Here is a 1,300-nt window from a genome sequence, read left to right as displayed (position 1 = left end):
GTCGTGCGCCGCGGCGTGGGACGGATTCGTCAAGACGGATTCTCCGTTGCGCGGCGCATGCCGCAAGGTCTTCGGAAGGCGGCACTCTAGCGCGCCGCACGCGGGCGCGGCAAGCGCGGCCGGGCGACGCACCCGACGGGGCCGGATCGGGGCGGGCTGTGGATAAGTCTGTGAAGAACTCCCCGCCTGTTCGCGCCAAATGCCCGCCGGGCGGACATCGAATCGGTCTAGAATCAATTCGTAAGGTTTAAAAATATATAAAAATCAAGGTGTTGCAAGCAATCGTCTGGATTTTTCCGCGGTTTTCCAGCGTTTTTGGCGGACGATTGCCAGAGTGTGGACACATTTCGCGCATCGCGGCGCACATGGTCGGCGCTGGACGTCGGGCGCATGTCGGACTATCGTGTCGCCGCCAGCATTCATTCGATCGCCCATGCTTTCCGACTCTCCTTTTTCCGTTCCCGGCGCCACCCGCGGCGGCGACGAAGTGATTCCCGTTTCGGCGCTCAATCGTGCGATTTCGACGATGCTCGAACGCTCGTTTCCGCTGCTGTGGATTTCGGGCGAAGTGTCGAATTTCACGCGCGCCGCGAGCGGTCACTGGTATTTCTCGATCAAGGACCAGCAGGCGCAGATGCGCTGCGTGATGTTTCGCGGTCGCGCGCAGTATGCGGAATTCACGCCGCGCGAAGGCGACCGGATCGAGGTGCGCGCGGTCGTCACGATGTACGAGCCGCGCGGCGAAGTGCAGCTCAATGTCGAGGCCGTGCGGCGCACCGGGCAAGGGCGGCTGTACGAGGCGTTCCTGCGGCTGAAGGCGCAGCTCGAGGCCGAAGGCCTGTTCGCGCCCGAGCGCAAGCGGCCGCTGCCGGCGCACCCGCGCGGGATCGGCATCGTCACGTCGCTGCAAGCCGCCGCGCTGCGCGACGTGCTGACCACGCTCGCGCGCCGCGCGCCGCACATCCCGGTGATCGTCTATCCGGCGCCCGTGCAGGGCGCGGGCTCGGCCGAGAAGCTCGTCGCGGCCGTGCAGGCCGCGAACGCGCGGCGTGAGGTCGACGTGCTGCTGGTCTGTCGCGGCGGCGGGTCGATCGAGGATCTGTGGTCGTTCAACGATGAAGCGCTCGCGCGCGCGATCGCCGCGAGCGAACTGCCGGTCGTCAGCGGCGTCGGCCACGAAACCGATTTCACGATCGCGGACTTCGCGGCCGACCTGCGCGCGCCGACGCCGACCGGCGCGGCCGAGCTCGCGAGTCCGCAGCGCGCGTTGCTGTTGCGCGAGGTCGCCGACCGGCAGCGA

The 1,300-nt window shown here is 67.2% G+C and carries 1 protein-coding gene; it reads left to right on the top strand.

Annotated features, from left to right (window positions below; genetic code table 11):
- Nucleotides 1–433: 433 nt before the first annotated feature.
- Nucleotides 434–1,300: exodeoxyribonuclease VII large subunit (gene xseA / locus F3J14_RS34885; RefSeq protein WP_166726749.1), on the top strand; the 867-nt coding region annotated here is incomplete at its 3' end.

The organism is Burkholderia sp. Tr-862 (assembly GCF_011753085.1).
Classification (GTDB): domain Bacteria; phylum Pseudomonadota; class Gammaproteobacteria; order Burkholderiales; family Burkholderiaceae; genus Burkholderia; species Burkholderia ambifaria.
The sequence above is the reverse complement of the archived record's forward strand: the minus strand, read 5'-3'. Positions and strand labels throughout refer to the sequence as shown.